At 70.1% G+C, this 20,378-nt stretch carries 16 protein-coding genes; 9 read left to right on the forward strand and 7 right to left on the reverse strand.

From position 1 onward, the window contains the following. Positions 1-133 precede the first annotated feature (133 nt). The 4 genes from leuE to ACIBKY_RS08155 are packed head-to-tail and all read right to left on the reverse strand — an operon-like array spanning position 134 to position 2,922. Positions 134-784: a leucine efflux protein LeuE gene (gene leuE, locus ACIBKY_RS08140; RefSeq protein ID WP_397095364.1), complete on the reverse strand. Its 651-nt coding sequence runs from the start codon at positions 782-784 to the stop codon at positions 134-136. 29 nt (positions 785-813) lie between these two features. Continuing rightward, the gene (locus ACIBKY_RS08145) at positions 814-1,374 is read right to left on the reverse strand and encodes an AAA family ATPase (protein WP_397095366.1); all 561 of its coding nucleotides are present in this window, start codon (positions 1,372-1,374) and stop codon (positions 814-816) included. Next, positions 1,349-2,533, reverse strand: a complete 1,185-nt coding sequence (locus ACIBKY_RS08150) for a serine hydrolase domain-containing protein (RefSeq protein WP_397095367.1) — start codon at positions 2,531-2,533, stop codon at positions 1,349-1,351. The genes ACIBKY_RS08145 and ACIBKY_RS08150 overlap by 26 nt, the downstream gene beginning before the upstream one ends. Before the next feature lie 32 nt (positions 2,534-2,565). Next, on the reverse strand, positions 2,566-2,922 hold the full coding sequence (locus tag ACIBKY_RS08155) for a winged helix-turn-helix transcriptional regulator (protein ID WP_379627717.1): 357 nt from the start codon (positions 2,920-2,922) through the stop codon (positions 2,566-2,568). A 108-nt stretch (positions 2,923-3,030) separates the two neighbouring features. On the opposite strand from ACIBKY_RS08155, the gene ACIBKY_RS08160 reads away from it, so the two are divergent. From ACIBKY_RS08160 to ACIBKY_RS08175, 4 genes are all read left to right on the forward strand, one after another. Then, on the forward strand, positions 3,031-3,405 hold the full coding sequence (locus tag ACIBKY_RS08160) for a hemerythrin domain-containing protein (protein ID WP_397095368.1): 375 nt from the start codon (positions 3,031-3,033) through the stop codon (positions 3,403-3,405). Positions 3,406-3,505: 100 nt separating this feature from the next. After that, on the forward strand, positions 3,506-5,587 hold the full coding sequence (locus ACIBKY_RS08165) for a cellulase family glycosylhydrolase (protein WP_397095370.1): 2,082 nt from the start codon (positions 3,506-3,508) through the stop codon (positions 5,585-5,587). A gap of 95 nt (positions 5,588-5,682) precedes the next feature. Next, positions 5,683-6,480, forward strand: a complete 798-nt coding sequence (locus ACIBKY_RS08170) for a MerR family transcriptional regulator (RefSeq protein WP_397095371.1) — start codon at positions 5,683-5,685, stop codon at positions 6,478-6,480. 21 nt (positions 6,481-6,501) lie between these two features. Next, the gene (locus ACIBKY_RS08175) at positions 6,502-9,591 is read left to right on the forward strand and encodes a BTAD domain-containing putative transcriptional regulator (protein ID WP_397095373.1); all 3,090 of its coding nucleotides are present in this window, start codon (positions 6,502-6,504) and stop codon (positions 9,589-9,591) included. A gap of 79 nt (positions 9,592-9,670) precedes the next feature. Here the strand turns inward: ACIBKY_RS08175 and ACIBKY_RS08180 are convergent, their stop codons facing one another. The 3 genes from ACIBKY_RS08180 to ACIBKY_RS08190 all read right to left on the reverse strand — a co-directional run bounded on the left by ACIBKY_RS08180 (position 9,671) and on the right by ACIBKY_RS08190 (position 11,872). Then, entirely contained in the window at positions 9,671-10,423 is a 753-nt protein-coding gene (locus tag ACIBKY_RS08180) for an ABC transporter permease (protein ID WP_397095375.1), read from the reverse strand. Further along, positions 10,420-11,319: an ATP-binding cassette domain-containing protein gene (locus ACIBKY_RS08185; RefSeq protein ID WP_397095377.1), complete on the reverse strand. Its 900-nt coding sequence runs from the start codon at positions 11,317-11,319 to the stop codon at positions 10,420-10,422. The genes ACIBKY_RS08180 and ACIBKY_RS08185 overlap by 4 nt, the downstream gene beginning before the upstream one ends. Before the next feature lie 73 nt (positions 11,320-11,392). After that, the gene (locus ACIBKY_RS08190; protein WP_397095378.1) at positions 11,393-11,872 is read right to left on the reverse strand and encodes an Lrp/AsnC family transcriptional regulator; all 480 of its coding nucleotides are present in this window, start codon (positions 11,870-11,872) and stop codon (positions 11,393-11,395) included. A gap of 93 nt (positions 11,873-11,965) precedes the next feature. Here ACIBKY_RS08190 and ACIBKY_RS08195 point away from each other — a divergent pair, with 93 nt between their 5' ends. From ACIBKY_RS08195 to ACIBKY_RS08215, 5 genes are all read left to right on the forward strand, one after another. Continuing rightward, a complete protein-coding gene (locus tag ACIBKY_RS08195) occupies positions 11,966-12,640 on the forward strand; it encodes a nitroreductase family protein (RefSeq protein WP_397095380.1) in 675 nt (224 codons plus the stop codon). A gap of 92 nt (positions 12,641-12,732) precedes the next feature. Beyond that, positions 12,733-14,550, forward strand: a complete 1,818-nt coding sequence (locus tag ACIBKY_RS08200) for a M14 family zinc carboxypeptidase (protein ID WP_397095382.1) — start codon at positions 12,733-12,735, stop codon at positions 14,548-14,550. Between the two features lie 411 nt (positions 14,551-14,961). Continuing rightward, the gene (locus tag ACIBKY_RS08205; RefSeq protein WP_397095384.1) at positions 14,962-17,223 is read left to right on the forward strand and encodes a glycosyl hydrolase family 18 protein; all 2,262 of its coding nucleotides are present in this window, start codon (positions 14,962-14,964) and stop codon (positions 17,221-17,223) included. A gap of 85 nt (positions 17,224-17,308) precedes the next feature. Next, positions 17,309-18,970: a glycosyl hydrolase family 18 protein gene (locus tag ACIBKY_RS08210; protein ID WP_397095386.1), complete on the forward strand. Its 1,662-nt coding sequence runs from the start codon at positions 17,309-17,311 to the stop codon at positions 18,968-18,970. Further along, the gene (locus ACIBKY_RS08215) at positions 18,967-20,376 is read left to right on the forward strand and encodes a carbohydrate-binding protein (RefSeq protein WP_397095387.1); all 1,410 of its coding nucleotides are present in this window, start codon (positions 18,967-18,969) and stop codon (positions 20,374-20,376) included. Before ACIBKY_RS08210 ends, ACIBKY_RS08215 begins: the two co-directional genes overlap by 4 nt. The last annotated feature ends 2 nt before the right edge of the window (positions 20,377-20,378 follow it).

The raw sequence follows: 20,378 nt of genomic DNA on the forward strand, positions 1-20,378 counted from the left end.
ACGGCACGGACACCTCGGCACGCCGGGCGGCGCGCCGGTGGCCAACCGTACCTGACCGGCCTGAGTGCGACTGCCTCTTTTGCCACGTTCCACGCGAAGGCTACATACGCCTCACCTGGCCGATAGGCCGACCTTACCCCAGCGATGTAGTGGCCAGCTTGGCGCCGAACCCCAGGAACAACGCCCCCACGCCGCTCGTCAGCCCGGCCGACAGCTTGCGCCGCGAACGGAACTGCCCGGCCAGGAAGGTCCCGCTGAAGATCAGCATGGTCAGGTAAAGGACGCTGAACAGCTGGACGATCGCGCCCAGGATGAGGAACGAGAACGCCGGAGCGGCGTACCCGGGGTCCACGAACTGGATGAAGAACGAGACGAAGAACAGGATCGCCTTCGGGTTCAGCAGGCTGACCACCAGGGCCTTGCGGAACGGGTTGACGCGGTCGACCGGCTCGGCGGTGTGGGCGGTCTCGGTCGCCGGGGCGCGCCAGGCCCGCCAGGCGCCGCGCAGCATCTGGAAGCCGATCCAGGCCAGGTAGCCGGCTCCGGCGTACTTGACGATCGTGAACAGCAGCGGGTTCGACTTCAGGAGCGAGGCGGCGCCGGCGGCGGCCAGCAGCATGAGGACCGAGTCGCCGACGAACACGCCGGCGGCGGCGCGGTAGCCCTGCTTCACGCCGCGCTGGGCGGCCAGGCTGAGGACGTAGAGGGAGTTGGGTCCTGGCAGCAGGATGATGAAGAACGCACCGGCCACGAAGGTCCAGAGGTCAGTGATGCCGAAGTACATGGCTGCGAGCTCCTGAAAGACGGGATAATTCAGGATAGGGGGAGGTTGTCAAGCAGGAAGCGCGTTCTGACCTCGACCGGAGCCTTCGGCAGCGTCACCAGCTCGTAGCCGTAGTCCTCGTAGGCCCCGGTCACCGCGGTGTAGGTGCGCTCCGCCTCCTCCACCGACTGCTTGCGCTCGGCGTCGTTGCGGAAGATCTCCGGCCAGGGCGGGGCGGCGAAGACGCGCCGGTGGTAGCGGTGGCGCAGCGCCGCCCGGTGGACGTGGTCCGGCACCGGCCGGCCCTCCAGCCGCAGGTAGCCGATCACGTCCACGACACCGCGGTCGAAGAAGACGGGGCCGGGCCTCAAGGCGGCGGCCCGGTACGAGCGCAGCTCCCAGGAGAGCATCAGCTCGGCGAACAGGTCCTTGTCCGCCCAGGGCAGCGCACGCCCGCCGATCGCGCTCTGGTCCTGGATGATCGCCCGGCCCGCTTCCTCGGTCCTGGTGTACCCCGCCGCTTCCAGCCGGTCGATCAGGGTGCTCTTGCCCGATCCCGGCCCGCCGGTCAGGACGATGAACCGCTCAGGGCCGGTACCAGATCCCTCCATTGACCCGAGCGTAACCGAGGCTCCGGTACGCGGCGTCGGTCAGGGCCTGGCCGCGGGGGTTGATGCCCAGGCCGCTGCCCTGCTTGTTCATGGAGTAGCCGAAGGCCAGCCGGGCGCCCGGGTCGCAGAAGCCGACCGAGCCGCCCATGCCCGCGTGGCCGAACGCCGACTCCGACATCAGCGCGCCCTCGCTGTCGGCCGCGGGAAGGTGCCGGTTGTCGGTGGACTTCATGAAGCCCGCCGACCAGCGCGTCGGCACTCCGAGCACCGCGTCCATGCCCGCCGACTCGGTCCTGGCCATGATCGAACGCTGCTCGGCCGGAACGAGCTCGCCCAGCGACAGCGGCCGGTACATGCCGGCCAGCCCGCGCGCGTTGGTGATCGCGCCGACCGAGCCGTACTCGCCGGCGTGCGACTCCCGGGTGTCGGATGAGGTCATGAAGCCGCCGTCGTTGCCCAGGAGCAGCGCCGGCATGGACGACGGGTCGGAGAACGCCGTGACGTAGAACGACGGCAACTCGGGCGGGATGTCGGCCGGAATCGTCGGCGCCACCCGGCCCTCCTGCTCCTCCGGCAACCCCAGCCAGAACTCCAGCGCGAGCGGCTCGGCCACCTCTTCGCGGAAGAACGTGCCCAGCGAGCGCCCGCTGACCCGCCTGACGATCTCGCCGACCAGGAAGCCGAAGGTCAGCGCGTGGTAGCCGTGCCGGGTCCCCGGCTCCCAGAACGGCTCGGCCACGGCCAGCCGCTCGGCCATCAGCTTCCAGTCGTGGAACGCGCCCGCGGGCAGCGGCTCGCGCAGCACCGGCAGACCGGCCTGGTGGGCGAGCACGTGCCTGACGAGGGTGGCACCCTTGCCGGCGGCGCCGTACTCCGGCCAGTAGCGGATGACCGGGGCGTCGAGATCGAGCTCGCCGCGGGCGGCGAGCAGGTGGGCGCACAGCGCGGTGGCGCCTTTCGTGCACGACCAGACGTGGCCGATGGTGTCGTGGAGCCAGGGCGTCCCCGGAGCGGCCTCGCCGCCCCACAGGTCGACGACGACCTCGCCGCCGACCATCACGCAGACCGATGCGCCGACCTCGCCGCGCTCGGCGAGGTTGCGCTCGAACTCCTCCCGGACCAGGGAGAACCGGGGATCGCAGGTGCCTTGTACCGTCATTCCCTGACTTGACCACCGAAGCGGGCTCGCGTCTACACCTTGTCGTACGCCGCCCGCGCCCGATCGATCTCGTCCAGGTGCTGGTGGGCCCAGCCGACCAGAGCGCCCACGATCTCCCGCAGAGTGCAGCCCAGCGGCGTCAGGTCGTAGTCCACGTGGGGCGGGATGACCGGATGGACCGTCCGCCTGACCAGCCCGTCGCGCTCCAGGCCGCGCAGAGTGACGGTGAGCATGCGCTGGCTGATGCCCGGGATGGCCCGGCGCAGCTCGGTGAAGCGGTGGGTGCCGGTGCTGAGGTTGTAGAGCACGACCGTGGACCACTTGTCGCCCACGCGGTCGAGCACCTCGCGGGCGCGGCAGTTGGCCTCGGTCTCCGTCAGGTACTCCACGGTTCTCTCCAGGTAACTAACGCAGGAAAAAGTGCGATCTATGCGCCTACCACGACGGTAATCCATCATGCCGTTAGTTACGAGAAGGAACCGTAAAGGAGTGCCCCGATGTCCCGAGACCACGCCATGGTCCGCGAGTTGATCGCCGTCCACGACGGTCTGCGCCGGGAGCTGAAGGAACTGCGCGGCGCGAGCGAGATCACCGGTGATCTGCGGGTGCGCTGCATGTACTACTGCCACCACGTAGAGATGCACCACACGGTGGAGAGCCACTACCTGTTCACCACCCTGCGGGCGCGCTTCCCCGAGTCCGCCGAGGTCATCGACCGTCTTGAGCGCGAGCACGGCAAGGTCGCCGAGATCCTCGCCGCCATCGAACGCGCCGCGGACTTCCGCGAGGACCTCGAACGGCTGGCCGGCGAACTGCTGGCCCACCTCGACTACGAGGAGGAGCAGCTGGCTCCCTTCTTGTCACGGCTGTAGAGGCGCCTGTCAATTTGGGTCTTGTTCCGGACAGACGTCGGATCTATTCTCCGTTTGCTCGTTAGTTAAGTTTCCTAATGAACGAGTAGGAGCGGACCCCATGCATCGTTCAACGCGGCTGATCACTCTGGCCGCCGTCTGTCTGGCCCTCTTACCCGCACTGCCCGCCGAAGCCGCGCCCACCCGGCTTGAGGCGGAGAACGCCACGATCTCGCAGGGTGCCGTCGAGTCCAACCACGCCGGCTTCTCCGGGACGGGCTTCGTCAACGGCGACAACGTGGCGGGGCCGTACGTGGAGTGGACCTTCGACGCCCCCGCCGCGGGCACCGCCACCCTGGCCCTCCGCTACGCCAACGGCACCACCGCCAACCGTCCCAGTGACATCTCCGTCAACGGCACCCTGATCGCCGACGACCGCGCCTTCAACCCCACCGGCGCCTGGAGCACCTGGGCCACCGCCACGCTGACCGCACCGGTCGTGGCCGGCGCGAACACGATCAGAGCCACGGCCTCCGCCGCAGGCGGCAACCCGAACTGGGACTACCTGGACGCCGAGGTCGCCGCCACACCGGGCAACGACCACCAGGCCGAGGACGCCACGATCACCCAGGGCGTGGTGGAGTCCAACCACGCCGGGTTCACCGGCACCGGCTTCGTCAACTACGACAACGTCACCGGTTCCGCCGTCGAGTTCACCGTGAACGCGGCCGCCGCCGGCAACGCCACCCTGACCTTCCGCTACGCCAACGGCACCACCGTCAACCGCCCGATGTCCATCAGCGTCAACGGCAGCGCCCAGACCAAGGACTTCCCCGGCACCGGCGCGTGGAGCACCTGGCAGGAGGTCCAGGTGAACGCCGCCCTGAACGCGGGCGCCAACACCGTCAGGGCCAGCTCGACCACCGCCAACGGCGGCCCCAACCTCGACCGCCTCGGCGTCGGCGTCACCGGGCCGCCCGACACCGAGAAGCCCACCGTCCCCGGCGACCCGCGCTCGACCGGGACCACGTCCAGCTCGATCTCGCTGGCCTGGAACGCCGCCACGGACAACAGCGGCTCGATCAAGGACTACCGGGTACGCGAGGGTGACACCGTCGTCGCCACCGTCACCGGCACCACGGCCACCGTGACCGGCCTGGCAGGCTCCTCCACGCACACCTACACCGTGACCGCGCGCGACCCGTCCAACAACGAGTCCGACCGCAGCGCCGCCGTCACCGCCACCACCCGGCCGCCCACCGGCGGCGGCACCCCGGTCGAGGCCAACGGCCAGCTGCGGGTCTGCGGGATCAAGCTCTGCAACGAGAACGGCAAGCAGATCCAGCTGCGCGGCATGAGCAGCCACGGCATCCAGTGGCACTACGACTGCCTCAACACCGCCTCGCTCAACGCCCTGGCCGACGACTGGAAGTCGGACGTCCTTCGCATCTCCATGTACATCCAGGAGGGCGGCTACGACACCAACCCCCGGGCGTTCACCGACCGGGTGCACAACCTGATCGAGCAGGCCACCTCCCGCGGCATGTACGCCATCGTCGACTGGCACATGCTCAACCCCGGTGACCCGTTCGCCCAGAACAACCTCAACAAGGCCAAGACGTTCTTCACCGAGATCGCCCAGCGCCACAACAACAAGAAGAACCTGCTCTACGAGGTCATGAACGAGCCCAGCGGCGTCGCCTGGTCGCGCATCCGCGACTACGCGCACCAGATCATCCCGGTCATCAGGGCCAACGACCCCGAGAGCACGATCCTGGTCGGCACCCGCGCCTGGTCCTCGCTCGGCGTCTCCGAAGGCTCCGACGAGAGCGAGATCATCAGCAACCCGGTCAACGCGACCAACATCATGTACACGTTCCACTTCTACGCCGCCTCGCACGGCAGCAACTACCTCGGCACCCTGTCCCGCGCGGCCGACCGGCTGCCGATGTTCGTCACCGAGTTCGGCACGCAGACGTCCTCGGGCGGCGGCGGCAACAACTTCACCAGGTCGCAGCAGTACATCGACCTGATGGCACAGAAGAAGATCAGCTGGGTCAACTGGAACTTCTCCGACGACCCCCTGTCCGGCGCCGTCTTCACCGAGGGCACCTGCCCCGGCGGCCCCTTCACCGGCACCAGCCGGCTGAAGGAGGCGGGACGGTGGATCCGCGACCAGGTCCGCCTGCCTGACGACTTCTGAGCGCCGACTCGGGCGCCGTGCGCGAGGGGATCCGCGCACGGCGCCCGGACCAGCGACTGGAACCTCCCCCAGGGGCAGGTCCCACACTGGTTCCCATGATGAACATCGGGGAATTCGCCGAGCTGACCGGTCTGAGCCTGAAGGCCCTGCGCCTGTACGACGAGCAGGGCCTTCTGCCGCCCGTCTCGGTGGACCCGTGGTCGCGGCACCGCCGCTACAGCGCGACCCAGTTCGAGCACGCGCTCAGGCTCAAGGCCGCCCGCGCCGCCGGCCTGCCCCTCGCCGAGGCGCCCAAGCTGCTCCAGGACGCCGAGTCCGCGACGGCCACGCTGGCCGGGCACCGCGCCAGGCTGGCCGCCGACCGCGAGCGCCAGGACGCCGCCCTCGACGCCCTCGAACGCCTGCTCGCCGGCCCCGTCAGCTGGCAGACAGAGGTACGGCAGGCCGAAGCCCAGCCCTGGGCCGGAGTCGTCCTGCCCCCGGACCTCGCCAGTGACGAGGAGGCCAACGAGCTGTTCGCCGGACTGTGGCGGCGCCTGGACGCGGAGGGCAACCGCCCGACCGGCGCGTTCTGGACCACGATCAGGGCCGCCCCCGGCAGCGAGACCGAGGTCCAGGTGCTGTGCTGCTGGCCGGTCGCAGCCCTGCCGCCGGAGTCCTGGACGGACGTCGAGCGCGGCACGATCGAGACGGGACAGGAGATGGTGGTGCGCTGGCGCTGGGACCAGGACGTGCCCATGGTGGAGGGCGCCACCCACCCGGCCGTGCTCGCGCTGCTGGCCGCGGCGCAGGAGAGCGGCGCCGAGGTGTCGCTCGCCCAGGTGCGCCAGATCGGCCTTCTGGAGGAGGGGCAGCCGGTGGGCATGGAGGTGGCCGTGCACCTGAAGTCGTGAGCACCCGGCAGGATGGAGTGCGTGCGCGTATCCATCCTCGGCCCGCTGGAGGTCACGAACGACGGCGTCCCCGTGGCCGTGGGCGGCGCCCGGGTACGCGCGCTGCTGGCGATGCTCGCGCTGGAGGCGGGGCAGGTCGTCGGCGCCGAGCGCCTGATCGACGCGCTGTGGCCGGAGGAGCCGCCGGCCAACGCGGCCAACGCCCTGCAGACCCTGGTCAAGCGCCTGCGCGCCGCGTTGCGCCCGTACGTGACGGTGGACGGCCGCGCGGGCGGCTACGTCCTGCCGATCCCGCGCGAGCACGTGGACGCCCACGCCTTCACCCGGGCCGTCCGCAAAGAGGATCGCGAGGCCGCCCTGGAGGCGGCGCTGGCCCTGTGGCGGGGTCCCGCGCTGGCCGACCTGCTGGTGGTGCCGCACCTGGCCAACGTCGCGGCGGGCCTGCGCGAGGAACGCCTGCTCGCCCTGGAGGCCCATGCCCTGGCCGTGCTGGCACGGGAGCCGGGCTCGGGTGAGGCCGCCACCCTGGCCGCCGCGCTGAGCGAGGAACTGGCCGCGCAGCCGCACCGCGAGCGCCTGGCCGGTCTCGCCATGCGCGCCCTGGCCGCCGCCGGCCGCCAGGCCGACGCGCTCGCGCTGTTCGAGCGGGTCAGGGGCGCCCTGGCCACCGACCTGGGCGTGGACCCCGGACCCGGCCTGCGCGCCGCCCACCTCGCCGTGCTCAAGGGCGAGGTCCCGGCCCGGCGTCCCGAGCCGCGCCAGGCCAAGGGGAACGTACGCGCCCCGCTCACCGGCTTCGTGGGCAGGGCCGACGAACTGACCCAGCTCGTGAGCCTGCTCGGGCAGGCGAGGCTCGCGACGATCGTCGGGCCGGGCGGCGCCGGCAAGACCCGCCTGGCCACCGAGGCCGCCCTGCGCGAGGCCGATGCCTGGATGATCGAACTGGCCCCGATCGCCGACCCGGCCGACGTCCCCGGCGCGCTGTCGGGCGCGCTCGGGCTGCGCGACGACCTCAACCAGCCGGGCGAGGACCCGGTGACCCGTGTGGCCGAGCGGCTCGGGCGCGAGCGGGCGCTGATCGTGCTGGACAACTGCGAGCACGTGATCGAGGCCGCCGCCGTCGTGGCCGAGCGGCTGCTGTCCCTCTGCCCCGGCCTGCGGGTGCTGGCCACCAGCAGAGAACCGCTGAACGTCGCGGGCGAGCGGCTCGTGCCCATTCCGCCGCTGGAACTGCCGCCCGAGGGCGTGGACGCCGAACGGGCCGCCGCCTACCCCGCGGTGCGGCTGCTGCTGGACCGGGCGGACGCGGCACGGCCGTCGTTCCGGCTGGACGAGGGCAACGTCGGTGACGTCGCGGCCATCTGCCGCCGCCTCGACGGCATGCCGCTGGCCATCGAACTGGCCGCCGCCCGGCTGCGCACGATGACCGCGCGTCAGCTCGCCGAGCGCATCGACGACCGGTTCCGGCTGCTGACCGGCGGCAGCCGTACCGTGTTGCCCCGGCAGCAGACGCTCAGAGCGGTCGTCGATTGGAGCTGGGACCTGCTCACCGCCGGCGAGCGGGCGCTGCTGCGGCGGATGGGAGTGTTCGCGGGCGGCGCGGCGCTGGAGTCGGTGGAGGCGGTGTGCGGCGGCGACCCGGACGTTCTGGGCGCGCTGATCGACAAGTCGCTGGTGCGGGCGGGCGACGACGGGCGTTACCGGATGCTGGAGACGATCCGCGCCTACGCGCTGGAGCGGCTGGCCGAGGCGGGGGAGAGCGGGCAGTTCCGGAGGCGGCTGGCACTCCACATGCGCGAGGTGGCCGAGACGGCGGTGCCGTACCTGCGGACGGATGAGCAGATCGCGTGGATCGAGCGGCTGGCGGCCGAGCGCGACAACTGCGCGGCGGCGCTGCGCTGGGCGCTGGACGAGCGCGAGGTCGAGACGGCGCTGCGGTTGTGCGGCGCGCTGAACTGGTACTGGTGGATGTGCGGCTACCGGCAGGAGTCCGCGCAGTGGGCCGAGCAGGCACTCGCGCTGACGGGCGGGGAGCCGCCGCCGGGGCTGGCGGAGGCCTTCGCGGCGTGCAGGTTCGCGGTCGGGGTGACGATGTTCGGCCGGATCGTGGTGGACCGGCCGCGGCTGATCCAGCTCTCGGCCGACATGGACGCGCTGATCGCGCGGGCCGAGCGTGAGGGGCCGGTCCATCCGATGCTGCGGATCGGCAAGGCCGTCACGGCGATGATGGCCGGGCGTGACGACCACGCCCACGGACTGCTGCTGTCCTACGCCGAGGACGAGGACCTGTGGCTGGCCAGTTCGGCGCTCATGCTCAGGGGCCCGCACGCGACCGAGGAGGCGATGGAGCGGGCGGTGGCCGGGTTCAGGAAGATCGGCGACCGGTGGGGGCTGAGCGAGGCGCTGCTGCAGCTCGCCGCCCTGCGCGCCGGCGAGGGACGGCCGGTGACCGACCTGTACACGGAGGTGACCTCGCTGACCAGCGCGTGGATCAGCGCCAACGAGTCGGTCTCGACGCTGACCAGGATGGCGGTGCTGCGGGCGCAGGGCGGCGACCTGGAGGGCGCGGCGGCCGACCTGGCCAAGGCCAGGCTGGGCGTCACCGACGAGATCAACCCGGACGTGCTCGTGCAGCTCAGGCTGGGCGAGGGGATGATCGGCTACCAGCGCGGCGAGTACGGCCAGGCGCTGACCGCGCTGTCGGCCGCCGTGGACATGCTGGCGGACGCCGCGCCGATCCCGCAGCTCGTCGCCACGGTACGCACCCGCTACGGCAGAGCCCTGGTGGCCTCCGGCGACCTGCCCGGCGGGCTCGCCCAGCACCGGGAGGCCCTGGCGGCCATGAGGGGCACGCCCCCGGGTTCGGCGCCCGACCTGCCGGTGCTGGCGGCCGTCTTCGGCGGCTTCGCCCTGGCGGCGCTGGCCGGCGGCGAGGTGGAGCGCGCGGCCCTGCTGTTCGGCGCCGGCCGTGCCGACGTCGCGACCGACACCGACGCCGGGATGGCGGCGGCGCGGGCCGCGCTGGGCGACGACCGCTTCGCCGAGCTGCGCGCCAGGGGCGCGGCCCTGGCCGAGGACGAGCTCTACGACCTGATCGGCAGCATCACGTAGGACGGCGAGTGGATCGTGGTCAGCCCGTCCGTCGGCGGCAGCCGTGCCATGGTGGCGAGTTCGGCGCCGTCGCGGGTTCTCATCGGACCCTTCTGTTGTAGGCGCGCAGGGCGAGCGGCACGAAGACGGCGAGAAGGGCGGCGGTCCAGCCGAGGGTGATCCAGACGTCGGCCGCGTCCAGCCCGCCGACCATGAAGCCGCGCAGGGACGCGGCCAGGTGCGAGACCGGGTTCACCGACATCCAGGCGGTCAGCCAGCCCGGCAGGTCCGTGGCGGGGATGAAGGCGCTGCTGCCGAAGGTGAGGGGGAGCAGCACGGCCGTCGAGACGCCCTGCATCGCGGTGACCGACTTGGCGATCACGCCGATCCAGGCCGAGGCCCAGCTCAGCGCCATCGTGAACAGCAGCACCAGGCCCAGCCCCGCCAGCGCCTGCGGCGGCGAGGTGGTGACGCGGAAGCCGACGACGTAGCCGACCAGCACCGACATCGCCAGCGTGACCGTCATCGTGCACAGGTCGGCGAGAATGCGCCCGGCCAGCGGCGCCATCCGGGCGATCGGCATCGTCCTGAACCGGTCGAAGACGCCGTTGCCGATGTCGGTGGCCAGGTTCATGCCGGTGCCGATCGTGGCCATCAGCGCCACCTGCACCAGCACGCCGGGCAGCATGTACTGCACGGCCTGGCCCCGGTCGCCGCCCGCCGCGCCGCCGAACAGGTAGACGAAGATGACGATCATGAAGACCGGCTGGATGAGCATGGCGAGCAACTGGCCGGGACTGTTCTTCAACGGCACCAGGCTGCGCCAGGTCAGGGTGAGGCTCTGCGAGATCATGCGCGTGCTCCGGTGAGGGTGAGGAAGACGTCGTCGAGTGAGGGCAGCCGCAGCGCGTGCTCGGCCAGCACGATCCCGGCCTCGTCCAGCTTCCTGAGTACGGCCGGCGCCATGGCCAGGTCGTGGATCGGGACGCTCAGCTCGCCGGACCCGAGGATGGCCATGGCCTTCTCCTCGTCCTCGGCCCGCAGCGGCCTGATGTCCAGCCGGTGCCCGCCGGCCATGGCCTTGAGCTGGTCGGGCGTGCCGCCGGCGGCCACCCGGCCCGAGTCGATGAGCAGGATGTCGTCGGCGAGCTGGTCGGCCTCCTCCAGGTACTGCGTGGTCAGCAGCACGGTCACCTCGCCGGCGACCAGTTCCCTGACCACCTCCCACAGCTCGCCGCGCGCATGCGGGTCGAGCCCGGTCGTCGGCTCGTCGAGGAACAGCACACTCGGCCGGCTGACGAGGCTGACGGCCAGGTCGAGGCGGCGGCGCATGCCACCGGAGTACCCGGACACGGCCCGCCCGCCGGCCTCGGTCAGCCCGAACCGCTCCAGCAGTTCCGTCGCCCGCGCCCTGGCCGAGGAGCGGCTCATGCCGAGCAGGCGGCCCATCATCCTGAGGTTCTGCGCGCCGGTGAGCTTCTCGTCCACCGACGCGTACTGGCCGGTCAGGCCGATCAGCTTGCGTACCTCGGCGGGGCGCTCCGCCACGTCGTGCCCGTGGACGCGGGCCCGCCCCCCGTCGGGGCGCTGCAACGTGGCCAGAATGCGTACCGCCGTGGTCTTTCCCGCGCCGTTCGGGCCGAGCACGCCCAGGACCGTTCCGGCCCGCGCGCCGAGGTCGACCCCGTCCAGGGCCGCCTTGCCGCCGTATCTCTTGACCAGCCCTTCGGCTTCGATCGCGTAGTCCATGCCCCGAGGTTCGCGGGCTGTGCTGGCAACGGGCTGGCAACGGGCTGGTAACGGGCTGGCAGGGGCCTGGCGGCTAGCCGGCAGCCCGCGCGGCCAGGGGGAGGACGCGGTGCGGTACGACGGTGGACAGCGTGATCACCGTCGTGCTGCGCCGTACGCCGTCGATGGTCAGCATGTGGTCGATGATCTCCTGGATGTGCTCGTGGTCGCGGCCGGCGATGCGGCACCACACGTCGCCGGGTCCGGTCACGATGTAGGCCTCGATCAGCTCGGGGATGGCCGCCAGGGTGCGGGAGATGTGCTCGCGGGAGGCCTGCTGCACCTCCAGCGTGGTGAACGCCTGCACCGGGTAGCCCAGCGCGGCGGGGGAGAGGCCGGGGCCGAAGTCGGTGATCACTCCGTCGGCGGCCATGCGGTCCAGGCGGGCCTGGACGGTCCCGCGGGCCACGCCCAGCAGCCGGGCGAACTCCAGCAGGCCGCTGCGGGGATGCTCGGCGACCAGCCGGAGGATCCGGAGGTCGAGCGCGTCCAGCCCGGCACGCTTGGCTGCCATTTTGACTCCTTTCCCTGGGCTTCTACTGTCAGATCGTCAGGATAGCGGGCGGCCGGTTGTCATATCCGGCAGGTGTCCGCAGACTGCGTCCTCATGGAGCACAAGTTTCCGTTCCGTCCCTACACGCCGGATCGGTACGAGCCGGACGAGATGCTCGCCCGCGGCCGCGAGTTCTACGACTTCCTCGACCGGCGCCGCAGCGTCCGCTTCTTCAGCGACGAGCCGGTCCCGCTCCGCTGCGTCGAACTGGCGGTGCTGGCGGCCAACACCGCCCCTTCCGGCGCCCACCAGCAGCCGTGGAAATTCGTCGTGGTCGGCGACCAGGAGACCAAACGCCGTATCAGGGACGCCGCCGAGGTCGAGGAGCGGCAGAACTACGAGGGCGGCCGGCTGCCCGCCGAATGGCGCGAGGCACTGGCCCCGCTGGAGACCACCTCCGACAAGCGCTACCTGGAGGTGGCGCCGTGGCTGGTGGTCTGCTTCGCCGAGAAGTACGGCCTGCGTCCCGACGGCGGCAAGACCAAGCACTACTACGTCAACGAGAGCGTCGGCATCGCCTGTGGCCTGTTCATCGCCGCGTTGCACGCGATGGGCCTGTCCACGCTCACCCACACGCCCAACCCGATGGCCTTCCTCACCGAGATCTGCGAGCGCCCCGCCAACGAGCGCCCCTACATCCTGTTCCCCGTGGGTTACGCCGCCGCGGAGGCCGAGGTCCCTGACCTAACCAGGAAGCCACTAGAGCAAGCCATGGTGCACTACCGCTGAATTGGGCCTTTTCCGGCTGAGCGGAAGTCTTCACTCTCGGTGCAGGCGCGCGTCAACACACCCCCCTAATCGCGCGCCTGAGGAGGAACGAGGTGAGACGCCGATTAACGATCCTGCTTGCCGTCCTCGGTCTGTTCTGCCTGACCGGCATCACCGAGGTGGGCGCGGGTGCCGAACCGCCCGCGAACAAGCAGTATCGGGTTCAGGGCCCGGCCGACGCGCGCCAGCGCAGCGCGGTCTCGGGCACCGGCGCGGCCATCGAGGAGGTGGCGGCTGACTCGGTCCTGGTCACCGCGACGTCCGCCGAGGTCGCGGCGATCAAGAAGCTCGGCTACCGGGTCACGGAGGTGCCACGCCCGTTATCCCCGTCCGGCGCGGCAGCGTTTGACTTCCCGCCGTCGGACTCGGGCTACCACAACTACGCGGAGATGAACGCCAACATCAACGCTCTCGTCGCCGCCAAACCGTCCATCGCCAGCAAGTTCGTCTACGGCACGTCGTACCAGGGCAGGCAGCTCGTCGGCGTGAAGATCAGCGACAACGTCGGCACCGACGAGAACGAGACCGAGGTGCTGTTCACCGCGCACCAGCACGCGCGCGAGCACCTCACGGTCGAGATGGCGCTGTACCTCATGCACCTGCTGGCCGACAACTACGGCACCGACGCGCGCATCACCAACCTGGTGAACTCGCGCGAGATCTGGATCCTGCCGGACCTGAACCCGGACGGCGGCGAGTACGACATCGCGACGGGCAGCTACCGCTCCTGGCGCAAGAACCGCCAGCCGAACTCCGGCTCGTCGGCGGTCGGCACCGACATGAACCGCAACTGGAACTACAACTGGGGCTGCTGCGGCGGCTCCTCCGGCTCGACCTCCAGCGAGACCTACCGGGGCACGGCCCCCGAGTCGGCGGTCGAGGTGAAGGCGGTGGCCGACTGGGTGCGCACCCGGGTGGTGGGCGGCAAGCAGCAGATCAGGTCGCACATCGACTGGCACACCTACAGCGAGCTGATCCTGTGGCCCTACGGCTACACCTTCAGCGACACGGCGCCGGGCCTGACCCAGGACGACCGTGACGCGCACGCCACGCTCGGCCAGAACATGGCCTCCACCAACAACTACACGCCGGAGCAGGCCAGCGACCTGTACATCACCGACGGGACCATCGACGACTGGATGTGGGGGGTCTACAAGATCTTCAGCTTCACGTTCGAGATGTACCCGCGCACCGCGAGCCCCGGCTTCTACCCGCCGGACGAGCAGATCGTGCCGCAGACCACGCGCAACCGCGAGGCCGTCCTGCGCTTCCTGGAGTACTCCGACTGCGTCTACCGCATCATCGGCAAGGAGGCCCAGTACTGCGGCACCACGCCGGGCAACACCGTCTGGTCCGACGACTTCGAGACCGACAAGGGCTGGACCGTGGTCCCGGGCAGCGCCACGACGGGTCTGTGGGAGCGCGGTGACCCCGAGGCCACCACCTCCAGCGGCGCCAAGCAGCTCGGCACGACGGTCAGCGGCACCAACGACCTGGTGACCGGCCGCCTGGCCGGGGCCGCGGCGGGCGACCACGACATCGACGGCGGGCTGACCTCGATCCAGTCGCCACAGATCACGCTGCCGGCCACGGGGACGCTGTCCCTGTCGCTGTCGTGGTACCTGGCCCACGGCTCCAACTCCTCCAACGCGGACTACTTCCGCGTGAAGGTCGTCGGAAACACCACCTCCCAGGTGTTCGAGCAGCTGGGCGCGGCCAGCAACCGCAACGGCTCGTGGGGCGTGGCCAACGCCAACCTGACCGCGTTCGCGGGCCAGACCGTCCGCGTCCTCATCGAGGCCGCCGACGCCTCGACCGCCTCCCTGCTGGAGGCGGGCGTCGACGACGTCAAGATCACGCAGCAGCCGTAGCCGGCGCCCGACGGCGCGCCCCCACCCGCGTGTGGGGGCGCGCTCTTGTCTGCGGGCCCGGCCGCTTCGCGCGTCCGGCTGTCTTGCGGGTACGGCTGTCTTCCGCGTGCGGCTGTCTTGCGGGTACGGCGGAGCCGCCGTTACGGTGCGCTTTTAACCCGTGGCGCGGAGTTGGTGACCAGCTGCGGCGATTGAAGATGGAATTAGGTCTTGTAAGGCATGGGTGTCAAGCCTACGATCGCCATAACTCTTAGGAAACTTTCCTAAGAGAAGATCTGAACCGAGGCAATCATGGCGCGCCCCCCACCCCCCACAGCCTGCCACGATCACCATCCGTTGCCGCCCGTACCACCTGCCTGACCCCTCACAGGGCAGGACACCCCCCACAGTTCTCCCGCCGAGGGAGCGATCATGCGGCGTACCCTTCCTTTACTTTCCCTGACCGCGCTGGCAAGTCTGCTGTTAGCCCTCCTCGTTCCAGGGCCCGCTCAGGCCGCCTCGGCCACCGCGGCGTTCACGAAGACCTCCGACTGGGGCAGCGGCTTCGAAGGCCGCTACACCGTCACCAACGGCACCACGAGCACGATCAACGGCTGGAAGGTCGAGTTCGACCTGCCCTCCGGCATCACGGTCGGCTCGTTCTGGGATGCCACCCTGGCACGTAGCGGGCAGCACTTCACCTTCGGCAACGTCGGATGGAACGGCACCCTCGCCCCGGGCGCCGCGGTCACCTTCGGCTTCCTCGGCAATCCGGGCGGCGCGCAGGCCGTACCGCAGAACTGCAAGCTCAACGGCAACCCGTGTGACGGCGTGCCCACCGACACGGTCAAGCCGAGCGTGCCGGGCGACCTGCGCTCGACCGCGCGCGCCGACACCACGATCGACCTGGCCTGGAACGCCTCGACGGACAACTCGGGGACGATCAGGGAGTACCGGGTCTACGAGGGCACCGCGGTCGTCAAGACCGCCACGGGGACGAGCACGCAGCTCACCGGCCTGTCACCCGGCTCCGCGCACACCTACACGGTGAGCGCCGTGGACCCGTCGGGCAACGAGTCGGACAAGAGCGCCCCCGTCACGGTCACGACCACCGGCACACCGGACACGGTCAAGCCGAGCGTGCCCGGCGGCCTGCGCTCGCCCAGCCAGACCAGCACCACGATCAGCCTGGCCTGGAACGCCTCCACGGACAACTCGGGGACGATCAAGGAGTACCGCGTCTACCAGGGCGCCACCCTGAAGACCACCTCCACGACGACGGGCGCCACCGTCAGCGGCCTGCCGCCCGACACGAACCAGACGTTCACCGTCAGCGCCGTCGACCCGTCGGGCAACGAGTCCGACAAGAGCGCGCCGTTCACCGCGAAGACCCAGCCGGAGACCCCGGGCGGCAGCTACAACAAGGTCGCCTACTTCGTGCAGTGGGGCATCTACGGCCGCGCGTACACGATGAAGAGCCTCGACGCGCAGGCCGCCAAGCTCACCCACATCAACTACGCCTTCTCCAACGTCCACCCGACGCAGCACACCTGTATGAACGGCGTGGACCGGGCCACCACCCCCAACCCGCAGGACCCCAACCAGGGCGACGGCGCGGGCGACGCGTGGGCCGACTACGTCAAGGGCTTCGGCGCGGGCGAGTCGGTGGACGGCGTGGGCGACACCTGGGACCAGAAGCTGGCCGGCAGCTACAACCAGCTCAAGAAGCTCAAGGCCAAGCACCCCCACCTCAAGTCGCTGATCTCGCTCGGCGGCTGGACCTACTCCAAATACTTCTCCGACGCCGCCTCCACCGACGCCAAGCGCAAGGCGTTCGTGAAGTCCTGCATCGACATGTACATCAAGGGCGACCTGCCCGTTTACCAGGGCCGCGGCGGCCCCGGCGTGGCGGCGGGCGTCTTCGACGGCATCGACGTCGACTGGGAGTGGCCGGGCGCCCCCGGTCACGCGGGCAACCACGTCAGCCCGAACGACAAGAACAACCTGACGCTGCTGCTGCAGGAGTTCCGCACCCAGCTCGACGCGCTGACGGTCACCACCGGCAAGCGCTACCTGCTGACCGCCTTCACCCCCGCCGACCCGGTCAAGATCGACGCCGGATGGGACCTGTCGAGGATCTTCCAGTACCTGGACTTCGCCAACGTCCAGGGCTACGACTTCCACGGCGCGGGCAGCGACAACTCCTGGGAGCCCAACCGCACGGGCCACCAGGGCAACCTCCACCTCGACACCGACTCGCCGTACAACCCGGACTTCAGCGTCGACAAGGCCATCCAGAAATACCTGGACGCGGGTGTGAACCCGCGCAAGCTGACCTTCGGCCTGGCCTACTACGGCCGCGGCTGGCAGCAGGTGGCCGACGGCGGCAAGTTCGGCGAATGGCAGTCGGCCAACGGCGCCGCGCCCGGCGACTTCCCCGAGGAGGCGGGCACGCGCGGCTACAAGAACATCGCCTCACGGGTGCCCGGCTGCACGGTCAGGCACGACGAACAGTCGATCTCCTCCTACTGCTTCACCGGTCCCGGCGGGCAGTGGTGGACGTTCGACGATCCCTGGTCCATAGGCAAGAAGACCGAGTACATCAAGGCCAAGAACCTGCTGGGCGCGATGGTCTGGGAGATGTCGGGCGACGACGGATCCCTCACCACGGCCCTCAACAACGGCCTGCGCTGAACACACCCCCCACCCCACGGGCCCGTACGGCTCGCGCCCTCGCCCCCCAGGGGCGCGGGCCGTACGACTCGAAACCGGAGAATTCATGAAATATCGCGCCTTACTCGTCCTGGTCGTCGGATTGATCTTCGGCCTGGTCGGGCCACCCGCCCAGGCCGTCGCCTACCCCCAGTGGCAGGCCTGGACCTCCTATCCCACCGGCACCCGCGTCACCTACAACTCGGCCGACTTCGAGTCCCGCCAGTCGCACACCTCCCAGCCCGGCTGGGAGCCGCCCAACGTCCCCGCCCTCTGGAAGAGCGTCCAGGGCGACCCGCAGCCGACCGTCCCCGGTCAGCCGGGTGCGGCGTCGGTGAGTGCGACGAACAGTTCGCTGGCCCTGTCGTGGGGTGCGTCCAGTGGGACGGTCACGGGTTATCGCGTCTATGAGGGTGCGACGTTGAGGTCGACGGTGACCGGTACGAGTGCCACGATTTCGGGTCTGGGTACGTGTGAGTCGCACACGTACACGATCAAGGCCTACAACAGTGTGGGTGAGTCGGCGGGGCGTGACGCCTCGGGCACGACCACCGGCTGCGTGGGCATTCCCGGTCAGCCGGGTGCGGCGTCGGTGAGTGCGACGAACAGTTCGCTGGCCCTGTCGTGGGGTGCGTCCAGTGGGACGGTCACGGGTTATCGCGTCTATGAGGGTGCGACGTTGAGGTCGACGGTGACCGGTACGAGTGCCACGATTTCGGGTCTGGGTACGTGTGAGTCGCACACGTACACGATCAAGGCCTACAACAGCGTGGGTGAGTCGGCCGGGCGTGACGCCTCCGGCACCACCACAGGCTGCACCGGCGGCGGCCCGCTGCCCAAGCACTTCCTCACCGGCTACTGGCACAACTTCGTGAACCCGGCCACCGAGCTGCGGCTGTCGGCGGTGCCCAACGAGTACGACCTCGTCGCGATCGCCTTCGCCGAGGCCACCAGCACCCCCGGCCAGGTGACCTTCAATCTCGACCCGGGCCTCGCCAGCGCGCTCGGCGGCTACACCGACGCCCAGTTCCGCGCCGACGTGCAGGCTCTGCACCAGCGCGGCAAGAAGATCATCCTGAGCGTCGGCGGTGAGCTGGGACGGGTCCAGGTGTCCAACTCCGCCGCCGCGACCCAGTTCGCCAACAGCGTCTGGGGCATCATGCAGAGCTACGGCTTCGACGGCGTCGACATCGACCTGGAGAACGGGCTCAACGCCACCTACATGGGCCAGGCGCTCAGGGAACTGCGCGCCAAGGCCGGCTCGAACCTCATCATCACGATGGCCCCGCAGACCATCGACATGCAGTCGACCGGGATGGAGTACTTCAAGCTCGCCCTGAACATCAAGGACATCCTCACGGTCGTCCACATGCAGTACTACAACTCCGGCAGCATGCTCGGCTGCGACCAGGCCCAGGCCTACTCGCAGGGGACGGTCAACTTCATGACCGCGCTCGCCTGCATCCAGCTCCAGAACGGCCTGCGCGCCGACCAGGTCGCCCTCGGCCTGCCGGCCGGACCGGGCGCCGCGGGCGGCGGAGTCGTCTCCCCGACCCTGGTCAACCAGGCACTCGACTGCCTGTCCAAGCGCACCAACTGTGGCAGCTTCGTGCCCCCGCAGGCGTGGCCGGACATCAGGGGCGCCATGACCTGGTCCATCAACTGGGACGCCAGCCACAACTGGAACTTCTCCAAGACCGTCAAGCCGCATCTTCAGGGAATGCCATGAGACGCCTACTCGTCGCGCTGATATCCGCCGCCGCCCTGCTGTTCGGGGGCCTGGCCGCGGCGACGACCGCGACCGCCGGCTCCGTCCGCACGATCGCGTTCTTCGCCGAATGGGCGCCCTACACCCCGTACGCCGTGGGCGCCGTCGTCACCTACCAGGGCACCTCCTACACCGCCATCCAGGGCCACACCTCGCTGCCCGGCTGGGAGCCGCCGCGCGTGCCCGCGCTGTGGAAGGCCGGCGGCAGCACCCCGCAGCCGGGCGTGCCCGGCCAGCCCGGCAACATCAGCACCTCGGTCACCAACAACTCCATCTCGCTCAGCTGGGGCGCCTCCTCCGGGACGGTCACGGGCTACCGCGTCTACGAGGGCTCGACCCTGAAGACGACGGTCACCGGCACCAGCGCCACCATCTCCGGCCTGGGCACGTGCGAGTCGCACAGCTACACGGTCAAGGCCTACAACAACGTGGGCGAGTCCACCGGCCGTGACGCCGCCGCCACCACCTCCGGCTGCACCAACCCGGACCCGCCGGGCAAGATGGCCGGCGCGCCGTACCTCTACATGGGGTGGGGCAACCCGCCCGCGCCCGCGACCGTCATGAGCGCGACCGGGGTGAAGTCCTTCACCATGGCCTTCATCCTGGCCAGCGGCGGCTGCAACCCGGCGTGGGACGGCAACCGGCCGCTGACCGGCGGCGCCGACGCCCAGGCGATCTCGGCCATCAAGAACGCCGGCGGCAACGTGCAGATCTCCTTCGGCGGCTGGTCGGGCAACAAGCTCGGCCCCAACTGCTCCACGCCGCAGGCCTTCGCCGGCGCCGTCCAGCAGGTCATCAACGCCGTCGGACCGGCCGTCGTGGACTTCGACATCGAGAACACCGACGAGTTCGAGAACTACACGGTGCAGGACCGCATCCTGAACGCCCTCAAGATCGTCAAGCAGAACAACCCGAGCGTGAAGATCGTCGTCACCTTCGGCACCACCAGGACCGGCCCCAACTCCCACGGCGTCCGCCTGATCAACCAGGCCAAGGCGCTCAGTGTGCCGATCGACAACTTCACGATCATGCCGTTCGACTTCGGCGGCTCCAACATGTACCAGGACACCGTCAACGCCTCCGAGGGCCTGAAGACCGCGCTGAAGAACGCCTACGGCTACACCGACGCGCAGGCCTACGCCCGCATGGGCATCTCCGGCATGAACGGCCTGTCCGACCAGCAGGAGCTCACCTCGCCGGCCACCTGGACGCAGATCCGCGACTGGGCCAAGTCCAAGGGCCTGACCAGGCTGGCGTACTGGGCGGTCAACCGCGACCGGCCGTGCCCGGGCGGCGGCGTGCAGTCCAACTGCAGCGGCATCGCCCAGGCCGACTGGGAGTTCACCCGCATCACCGCGGGGTTCTAGGC

It is taken from the genome of Nonomuraea sp. NPDC050394, from assembly GCF_044459065.1.
Classification (GTDB): Bacteria; Actinomycetota; Actinomycetes; order Streptosporangiales; family Streptosporangiaceae; genus Nonomuraea.

What these genes read in the sequence shown, in the direction of transcription:
- leuE (WP_397095364.1), bottom strand. Translation starts at nt 784, where the DNA reads ATGTACTTCGGCATCACTGACCTCTGGACCTTCGTGGCCGGTGCGTTC.
- ACIBKY_RS08145 (WP_397095366.1), bottom strand. Translation starts at nt 1,374, where the DNA reads ATGGAGGGATCTGGTACCGGCCCTGAGCGGTTCATCGTCCTGACCGGC.
- ACIBKY_RS08150 (WP_397095367.1), bottom strand. Translation starts at nt 2,533, where the DNA reads ATGACGGTACAAGGCACCTGCGATCCCCGGTTCTCCCTGGTCCGGGAG.
- ACIBKY_RS08160 (WP_397095368.1), top strand. Translation starts at nt 3,031, where the DNA reads ATGTCCCGAGACCACGCCATGGTCCGCGAGTTGATCGCCGTCCACGAC.
- ACIBKY_RS08165 (WP_397095370.1), top strand. Translation starts at nt 3,506, where the DNA reads ATGCATCGTTCAACGCGGCTGATCACTCTGGCCGCCGTCTGTCTGGCC.
- ACIBKY_RS08170 (WP_397095371.1), top strand. Translation starts at nt 5,683, where the DNA reads ATGATGAACATCGGGGAATTCGCCGAGCTGACCGGTCTGAGCCTGAAG.
- ACIBKY_RS08180 (WP_397095375.1), bottom strand. Translation starts at nt 10,423, where the DNA reads ATGATCTCGCAGAGCCTCACCCTGACCTGGCGCAGCCTGGTGCCGTTG.
- ACIBKY_RS08185 (WP_397095377.1), bottom strand. Translation starts at nt 11,319, where the DNA reads ATGGACTACGCGATCGAAGCCGAAGGGCTGGTCAAGAGATACGGCGGC.
- ACIBKY_RS08190 (WP_397095378.1), bottom strand. Translation starts at nt 11,872, where the DNA reads ATGGCAGCCAAGCGTGCCGGGCTGGACGCGCTCGACCTCCGGATCCTC.
- ACIBKY_RS08195 (WP_397095380.1), top strand. Translation starts at nt 11,966, where the DNA reads ATGGAGCACAAGTTTCCGTTCCGTCCCTACACGCCGGATCGGTACGAG.
- ACIBKY_RS08205 (WP_397095384.1), top strand. Translation starts at nt 14,962, where the DNA reads ATGCGGCGTACCCTTCCTTTACTTTCCCTGACCGCGCTGGCAAGTCTG.
- ACIBKY_RS08210 (WP_397095386.1), top strand. Translation starts at nt 17,309, where the DNA reads ATGAAATATCGCGCCTTACTCGTCCTGGTCGTCGGATTGATCTTCGGC.
- ACIBKY_RS08215 (WP_397095387.1), top strand. Translation starts at nt 18,967, where the DNA reads ATGAGACGCCTACTCGTCGCGCTGATATCCGCCGCCGCCCTGCTGTTC.